This is a genomic window from Elstera litoralis (assembly GCF_000963705.1).
GTDB classification, from domain to species: domain Bacteria; phylum Pseudomonadota; class Alphaproteobacteria; order Elsterales; family Elsteraceae; genus Elstera; species Elstera litoralis.
In genome coordinates this window covers 1-8,175 of record NZ_LAJY01000297.1, presented here as the reverse complement: position 1 = coordinate 8,175, position 8,175 = coordinate 1, and the positions used below count along the sequence as shown (strand labels likewise).

Genomic DNA, 8,175 nt, shown 5'->3' with positions numbered 1-8,175 from the left:
CGATGGCGTGCAGCAGCGCTTTCAGCGTGATGGCCTGGGGTTTTAGCACCGCATCGAGATAGATGGTTTCGGTGCCGAGGCGCACGCCCAGCTTTCCCAGGGCGCTACGGTCGGCTTTCGTGAGCTTTTCCACCGCAATCGTCACGGCGGCGCGGGCGAGGCTGCCGCCCGCTTCGGCGAGTTCGAAGGCGAGGCCGCGCGCCGCCCCCGTCAGTTCGGCATCGCGCAGGGCTTGGATCGGCCCCAGGCTGGTGGCGAGATGGGCGCGAACCCAGCGCGTCAGCCGGTCGAAAAACGCGGCTGCGGGCTTCGCCTTCGAGCAGATCGGACGGCAAGAGATCAATCGCGGGCTGGCCCCAGCGCGGCCCCGGCGCGAGGCGGGCGAGCGGCACTGGCTTTGCGACGGGGTAGTGCCAGAGGATCGCCCCGTCCGCCGTTAGGCTGAAATCCTCGTCCCCCGCCGTGGCAATCAGGGCGGCGCGGCGGTTGATTTCGAGGCTCAAGGAGCGGCGGGCGGCGGTGAGCAACCGTTTGGCTTCGAGCCCCACAGCGTCTTCATCGGGCGAGAAGATGAAGCCGTCGAGCCGCCCAACCGGATGGCCTTCAACGACGACGCCGCCCTCGGCGGTCACGCCCGCCAGCAGGGTTTCATTACCGTCGAGCCGCTTTATGAGGAAGGCCCCGCGCCGGTCGACAAAGCGTTGCGTTAACTTTTCGTGCAGCGCGTCCGACAGCCTATCTTCGATCCCGCGCGTCATCTCCTGCCACTCGGCGGCGCTTTGCAGCCATTCCGGGCGGTGGGAAATATAAGTCCAGGTGCGGATATAGGCGATGCGGGTCGAAAGCTGGTCGATTTCGCCATCGGTGCGGTCGAGCCGGACGATTTGGGCCTTCACCCAACTATCGGGCAGCTTGCCGCCGCGCGCGGTGAGATGGCCGTAGATCTGCTGCAACAGTCGCACATGGGCTTCGGCCATGCTTTTGCGGAAGTCGGGGATTTGGCACACGTCCCACAGCAGTTTCAGGCGCGGGCTGGTGGTGGTGATCTGGCGCACCTCCGGCAGTTTCGCCATCGCTTGCAGGGTTAGATGATCCTCGGCGTCGCGCTTGCGCTTCAGGGCCGGGTGCGGCGGCGGGGCGTCGAGACTGCGCAGCAACCCATCGAGCGTGCGAAAATCGAGCTTGGCCGAGCGCCAATGGATCGTTTCAATCGGATCGAACCGATGGGTTTCGATGGCTTCGACCAAATCCTGATCGAGCGCGCCGACCTCCGGGAGCGTGCCGAAGGAGCCGTCGCGCATATAGCGCCCGGCGCGTCCAGCGATTTGGGCGACTTCCGGCGCGGTCAGACGGCGCGGGCTTTGGCCGTCGAATTTGGAAATGCGGGCGAAGGCGACATGGTCCAAATCCATGTTCAGCCCCATGCCGATGGCGTCGGTGGCGACCATATAGTCGACTTCGCCGGTCTGATACAGTTCCACCTGGGCATTGCGGGCGCGGGGCGAGAGTGCACCCAGCACAACGGCGCAGCGCCGCGCGTGCGCCGCACCTGCTCGGCCAGCGCATAGACATCGGTGGCGGAGAAGGCGACGATGGCGGCGCGGCGCGGTAGGCGCGACAGCTTCTTCGGCCCGGCATAGGTGAGCGAGGAGAAGCGCGGGCGGGTGATGATCTCGATATCGGGGATGAGGCGCTGGATCAGCGGCTTCATCGTTTCCGCGCCGAGGAACATGGTTTCCGACAGGCCGCGCGCGTTCAGCAGCCGGTCGGTGAACACATGGCCGCGCTCCCAATCGGTGCTGAGCTGGATTTCATCGACGGCGAGGAACTCCACCCGCCGATCCAGCGGCATGGCTTCGACCGTGCAAACGAACCAGCGCGCCCCCGGCGGCATGATCCGTTCTTCCCCGGTGACGAGGGCGACCGAGCCCGCGCCCTTCAGTTTGCAAATGCGGTCATAGTTTTCGCGGGCGAGCAATCGCAGCGGAAACCCGATCATGCCGGACGCATGTCCAAGCATACGGTCGATTGCGAGATGGGTCTTGCCGGTGTTGGTTGGCCCCAAAACCGCGACCACTCTCGAAGCGCTAAAGCGGTGCTGCATCGCCTATCAGAGTCGGCCTAATCGATGACATTCGCAAGTCCTCGCAGTGCAAAAAAAAGACAGATTTTTACCGTGCTGCAAAAGAGTCACAGACGGGTCATGGCACGGTAACAGCGGCTGATACCCGGCAGGGGAGACGGGCGCGAACCCGATTTCATTGGATTTTAAGGAGTTTTGCCATGTCGTCCTCCCGCTTGCGTCTTTCCCTTTCGGTGGCTATGGGCCTCGTGCTGGCCTCGGGGGCGGCCTCGGCCCAATCCGCGCCGAAATTTCCGGCGGTGCTCGCGGGTCATGCCGCCGTTCCGGCTGACACGCTGATCGCGCCGCCCGCCGATGCCGGGGCTTTCTTCGCGACGGCCGGCAAATTCACCGCGCCGGACCGCAAGCGCGTCGAAGCCGTCGGCACGATCCCGACGACGACCTTTACTGCCGATCCGAAGGCCCCGCGCTCCAGCGGCGTCAGCCTGCCGGTCAAGGGCCAAGCGGTGCAGGGTTTCTCCGGCATTCAATCGCGCGGCAATGGCCTGTTCTATATCCTCACGGATAACGGCTTCGGCGGTAAAGGCAACTCGCCCGATGCGCTGCTGATGGTCCATCGCGTCCAGACCGATTGGGCGACGGGCAAGGCCGACCGGCAGGAAACCCGCTTCCTGCACGATCCCGATAAGAAGATTCCCTTCGCCATCGTCAATGAAAACACCGACAAGCGCTATCTGACTGGTGCGGACCTCGATCCCGAGTCGATTGCCTTCGTCGGCAACCGCCTGTTCATCGGCGACGAGTTCGGCCCGTACATTATCGAAGTCGACCCAGCGGGCAAAGTGCTGGCGTTCCATGAGACGGTTGTGGACGGCAAACCCGCGCGCGGTCCGGATCATTACCGCAATGGCGGTTTGCCGAATGTGCCGGGCGCGGTGAGTTTCGAAGTCCGCCGCTCGCGCGGGTTCGAGCCGATGGCGGCCTCCCCCGACGGGCAGTTCCTCTATCCGGCCTTTGAAGGCCCGATCTTCAATGCCGAAACCAAGGCCCCGGAAGCCAAAGACGGCAAGCAGTTCGTGCGCATCCTTCAGTTCGATGTCGCTAAGGGGGCCTATACCGGAAAATCGTTCAAATATCTGCTCGAAGATAACGCCAATGTGCTGGGCGATATGGCGATGATCGACGGCGATACCGCCCTCGTTATCGAGCGCGACGATACCACCGAAGGCAGCAAGGCCCAGGCCTGCGCGGGCGAGCCGAAGCTCGATTGCTTCAACAAGCCCGCCGCCTTCAAGCGCGTTTATAAGATCGATCTCGCCGCCGCCGACGCCGAAGGCTTCGTCAAGAAGGTCGGCTATATCGACCTGACCGACATCGATAACCCCAATAAGGCCGCCAAAATCGGCCCGAACGAGGCGAAGTTCGTGCTGCCGCACCTTGGGCCGGAAGGGGTTGCCATCGTCGATGCCGACCATATCGCCCTCACCAACGACAATAACCTGCCCTATTCGGTGGGCCGGACGGTCGATAAGGCGGACGATAATGAAATCACGCTGCTGAAGGTCTCGGAGCTTCTGCGCGCGAAATAAGGACTTAGACGGGCGCTAAGGGGCGGTGCGGTTCGGGGGGCAAAATCACCTGGATCGCATCGCCCGCCTGCACGGCGCCGCCCGCGATGACGATACTCATAACCCCTGATTTGCGCACCAGCGCGCCTCCCGCATCCCGGTCCAGCACCGCCTGCGTTAGCCCTGACTTGTAATTGTCGAGTTGGGCGCAGGGATTGCGCAACCCGGTGATCTCGACAATGGCGCTCGGGCCGATAGCGAGCCGCGTTCCCTGCGGAAGCGCCAGCAGATCCAGCCCGCGCGTGGCGATATTCTCGCCAATCGCGCCGGGGGTGATATCGAACCCCTTCGCCGCCAATTCCTCGAACAATTCGGTATGAATGAGATGGACCTGCCTTAGGTTCGGCTGATCCGGGTCTTTCCGCACGCGTGAGCGGTGCTTTACCTTGGTGCCTGCGTGCGCATCGCCCTCCACGCCGAACCCGGCGCGCAAATGGATCTGCAACTGCGGCGATTTGCTGAAGCGATGGGTCGGGCTCAGGCTGACGGCGACGACGGCTCCGGTAAGCGTGGGCATGGTTTTCCTTCCTATCCGGTTTCGATCCGAGAGCCCCATTCTAGACCGACGAGAGGGCTGGCAGCGCGATGAAATTGCGCTACAACGTCCCCATAATCGGGAGGAAAACCATGCGTCTTGGCGTCGATCTGGGCGGCACTAAAACCGAAATCGTGGCCCTGCGGCCCGATGGCACGGAAGCCTATCGCACGCGCGTTCCCACGCCGCGCACCGACTATCGCGCGATCATCACCACGATTGCCGGGTTGGTGACGCAGGCCGAGGCGGCTTTGGGCGAACGCGGCTCTTTGGGCGTCGGCATTCCCGGCACGGTGGACCGGATTTCGGGCCGCGTGAAGAATGCCAATACGCAAGTTCTTAACGGAAACCCGTTCGATCAGGATCTCACCGAAGCCCTGGGCCGCCCGGTGCGCGTGACGAATGACGCCAACTGCCTTGCCGCCTCCGAAGCGTCGGACGGGGCCGCCGCCGGGCTCGATGTGGTGTTCGCCGTCATTATCGGCACCGGAACGGGCGGGGGCGTCGCCCTGAAAGGCCAGGTTTGGGCTGGGCCGAACGGCATCGGCGGCGAATGGGGGCATAATCCGCTGCCCTGGGCAACGCCCGACGAGCTTCCCGGCACGCCCTGCTACTGCGGTAAATCGGGCTGCCTTGAAACCTGGATTTCCGGGACCGGCTTCGAGCTTACCGAGGGGCAGGGGCATAGTTCGAAAGCTGTGGCGGCTGCGGCCCAAGCGGGCGAAGCCTGGGCCGAGACGGCGCTGCTGCGCTACGAGGATCGGCTGGCCCGCGCCCTGACGACGGTTATCAATCTGCTCGATCCCGACGCGATTGTTCTGGGTGGCGGCATGTCAAACCTCGACCGGCTCTATACCAATCTGCCGCCCCGGCTAGAGGCGCTTATTTTCGGCGGTGGCCCGTTGCGCACACGCGTTTTGAAAAACAAGCACGGCGACAGTTCAGGGGTTCGCGGGGCGGCGTGGCTCTGGCCGGTGGGGGCTGTTTAGGCCGGAATGGCTTCCAGGGCGGGTTGATCGGCGGTCTCGTCGGCCTTCGGGGCCAATTCATCGATCATATGGCGCAGAATATCGGCATAGAGGGCCAGCTTGTCGCCAAACTCGCGATCCCGCCCCGCGAGCGCCGAAAAATCATCGGCGACATATTGGAGCAATCCAGCGTGGGTAGCGAAATAGGGCGACATCTGCTAACTCCCCTCCTACGCAAGCCCGACAAATTCGGGCCTATCGAACGTCCCCCGGCGGGTGATTGTCATACCAGGGTCAAGTTCTTGTCTCTTGTTTGACATAAACTATGCCTAAGAGGGATTAAATCGAGATTACTTTTTTGCAACGCAGCAAGGCCCGAAAATGATCCCTCGCTACAGCCGCCCCAAGATGGTCGCCATTTGGGAGTCCGAGAACCGCTACAAAATCTGGATGGAAATCGAAACGCTCGCCGCCGAAGCGATGGCGGAGCTCGGCACGATTCCGAAGGAAGTCCCTGTCGCCGTGCGGGCGCGCGGGGCCTTCAATGTGGCGCGAATCGAAGAGATTGAGGCGGAAACCAAGCACGATGTGATCGCCTTTCTCACCAACCTTGGGGAGTATGTGGGGGAGGAAGCACGCTTCGTTCACCAGGGCATGACCTCGTCGGACGTGCTCGATACCTGCCTTGCGGTGCAACTGACGCAAGCCACCGATATTCTGCTGGAAGACCTCGATGGGTTGCTGGCTGCGCTGAAACGCCGCGCCTTTGAGCATAAGCACACGCTCACCGTTGGCCGCAGCCACGGCATCCACGCCGAACCCATCACCTTCGGCCTGAAGCTTGCGACCTATTACGCCGAGTTCGCGCGGAACAAGACCCGCCTGCTGGCGGCACGGGAAGAAATTGCCACCTGCGCCATCTCCGGCGCGGTCGGCACCTTCGCCCATCTCGACCCGCGCGTTGAGGAATATGTGGCGGAAAAGCTGGGGCTGAAGGCCGAAACCATCTCGACCCAGGTGATCCCGCGCGATCGGCACGCCGCCTTCTTCGCGACCTTAGGCGTGATCGCCTCCTCCATCGAGCGGCTGGCGACGGAAATTCGTCACCTCCAGCGCACCGAAGTGCGCGAGGCGGAAGAATTTTTCTCCGCCGGGCAAAAGGGCTCGTCGGCCATGCCGCACAAGCGCAACCCGGTTCTCACCGAAAACCTCACTGGTCTTGCCCGTCTCGTCCGCGCGGCGGTGATCCCAGCGATGGAAAACGTCGCCCTGTGGCACGAGCGCGATATCTCCCACTCCTCCGTCGAACGGATGATCGCGCCGGACGCCACCGTAACGCTGGATTTCGCCTTGGCCCGCCTGACCTCGGTCGTCGACAAACTCGTCGTCTACCCCGAGCGCATGCAAGCAAACCTCGATTTGCTCGGCGGTCTCGTTCACTCCCAGCAAGTGCTGCTCGAACTCACCCAAAAGGGCATGAGCCGCGAAGACGCCTATAAGGCCGTGCAGCGTAACGCGATGGCCTCGTGGAAAGAGGGCAAAAACTATCGCGCCCTGCTCGAAGCCGATGCCGATGTCGCCAAGCATCTGACGCCGAAGGACATCGAAGCCCTCTTCGACCTCGGCCAGCACACGCGGCATGTGGATACGCTGTTCAAGCGGGTGTTCGGCGAGGCGTAAGCCGTAGGCCGAATTTTGAAAACATAGCCGCCGCCGAGGCAAACCTTGGCGGCGGCTTTTTAATAAGCTACGGTTTTCATCAATCTTATTAAACGAAATGCGTTGTATGTTTAGTAAGAGTGATCTGGAGCGGAGTTTATGAAAGCGAGCACCCTGGCGGCGCGGGTGCGGCGAAGCCTAGTTTCGTTGCCGCCGCCGCAGGCGCATATCAAGGCCGTTGTGCCGCCTCTTCCGCCCGAACCTCTGGTTCCGGGTGATCTACGCCTGCATGGCGAGGCGCAAAAGGCGCTTGGGCGGATCAATGGGTTCCTGCGCGGCCTTCCGGGGCGGCAGTTTCTGGCAACGCGCTTGCTGGAGCGGCAGGAAGCGGTGCACTCCAGCGCTATCGAGGGAACTTACGCAACCCTTGCCGATCTTTTGGCGTCGGACGCCGAGGATGATTCGGGCGAAGACGCGGTCTTGCAAGTTCGCCAATACGCCCTGATCCTCGGGCAGTCCATCCATGCCGTCCGGAACCAAGGGATGGCGGCGATTACCGTCCCCTTGCTTCGGACTTTGCATTCAGCCGTGATGGAGGCGGACCCTAAGGCTGATGGCTGGCGGGGACGGCTGCGGGCCGTGCCCGTGCGGATCGGTGGGCGCAGTTTTGAAACGGCGACCTTCATTCCGCCGCCGCCGGACCAGTTACTCCCTTGCCTACGACAGCATTTTCGCTGGTTGCGGGATGATGAAATCTGCTTCAAGAACAGTTCGATTGCCCGCATCGCCTGCGCTCACGCCCATTTCGAGGCGATCCATCCGTTTATGGACGGTAACGGGCGCGTAGGGCGATTATTGATGGCCCTGATGTTTGCCGCAGAGGATGATGAGCCGCTGTACCTCTCGCCCTATATCGATGCCAATAAGGATCATTATTATGCAGCGCTGCGGGCCGCGCAGCAGCGCGACGATTGGGGGGCAATGATTGACTTTGTCTCGATGGCAACGATAGCCACCGTGGACGAAACCCTGCGGATTCATGATCGGTTATCGGCCTGATTGCCGACTGGCGGGGGCATTTTCAGCCCCGCGCGGGCAGTGTGCTGGATCGTCTGTTCGATTTATTGCCGGATTATCCCAGTCTCTCGATAAAGCTTGCAGCAGAGAAGCTTGGCGTCTCCTATCCGGCGGTCAGCGGCTATATCGAGCTTCTGCACAAGGAAGCTATTCTGGTCGAAACGACGGGCCAGGCTCGCAATCGGCGCTTTGTGGCAGAAGCGATTGTGGCTCTGTTCCAGCCCA

At 62.4% G+C, this 8,175-nt stretch carries 9 protein-coding genes; 5 read left to right on the top strand and 4 right to left on the bottom strand.

The annotated features are described in order from the left end of the window. Positions 1–104: 104 nt before the first annotated feature. The gene (locus VZ95_RS23060) at positions 105–1,520 is read right to left on the bottom strand and encodes a helicase-related protein (protein ID WP_232302639.1); all 1,416 of its coding nucleotides are present in this window, start codon (positions 1,518–1,520) and stop codon (positions 105–107) included. After that, positions 1,415–2,104 (bottom strand): DEAD/DEAH box helicase family protein, encoded by a 690-nt coding sequence (locus tag VZ95_RS27170; RefSeq protein ID WP_408606084.1) that lies wholly within the window; start codon positions 2,102–2,104, stop codon positions 1,415–1,417. Before VZ95_RS27170 ends, VZ95_RS23060 begins: the two co-directional genes overlap by 106 nt. 179 nt (positions 2,105–2,283) lie before the next feature. Between VZ95_RS27170 and VZ95_RS12030 the strand changes: the two genes are divergently transcribed. Then, complete coding sequence (locus VZ95_RS12030) at positions 2,284–3,672, top strand: esterase-like activity of phytase family protein (protein ID WP_052711720.1); 1,389 nt, start codon at positions 2,284–2,286, stop codon at positions 3,670–3,672. 4 nt (positions 3,673–3,676) lie between these two features. Here VZ95_RS12030 and VZ95_RS12025 read toward each other — a convergent pair whose 3' ends face one another. Further along, positions 3,677–4,228 (bottom strand): MOSC domain-containing protein, encoded by a 552-nt coding sequence (locus tag VZ95_RS12025; protein ID WP_045776054.1) that lies wholly within the window; start codon positions 4,226–4,228, stop codon positions 3,677–3,679. 110 nt (positions 4,229–4,338) lie between these two features. On the opposite strand from VZ95_RS12025, the gene VZ95_RS12020 reads away from it, so the two are divergent. Further along, positions 4,339–5,235 carry an ROK family protein gene (locus VZ95_RS12020; RefSeq protein ID WP_045776053.1) on the top strand — a complete coding sequence of 299 codons (897 nt, stop codon included), beginning with the start codon at positions 4,339–4,341 and terminating at the stop codon, positions 5,233–5,235. Here the strand turns inward: VZ95_RS12020 and VZ95_RS12015 are convergent. Further along, complete coding sequence (locus VZ95_RS12015) at positions 5,232–5,429, bottom strand: hypothetical protein (protein WP_045776052.1); 198 nt, start codon at positions 5,427–5,429, stop codon at positions 5,232–5,234. The genes VZ95_RS12020 and VZ95_RS12015 overlap by 4 nt on opposite strands. Before the next feature lie 166 nt (positions 5,430–5,595). On the opposite strand from VZ95_RS12015, the gene purB reads away from it, so the two are divergent. From purB to VZ95_RS22005, 3 genes are all read left to right on the top strand, one after another. Then, positions 5,596–6,894, top strand: coding sequence for an adenylosuccinate lyase (purB, locus tag VZ95_RS12010; protein WP_045776051.1), 1,299 nt, complete (start codon positions 5,596–5,598; stop codon positions 6,892–6,894). Between the two features lie 138 nt (positions 6,895–7,032). Next, complete coding sequence (locus VZ95_RS12005) at positions 7,033–7,932, top strand: Fic family protein (RefSeq protein ID WP_052711719.1); 900 nt, start codon at positions 7,033–7,035, stop codon at positions 7,930–7,932. Positions 7,933–7,973: 41 nt separating this feature from the next. Continuing rightward, positions 7,974–8,175: hypothetical protein (locus VZ95_RS22005; protein WP_198148266.1), on the top strand; the 202-nt coding region annotated here is incomplete at its 3' end.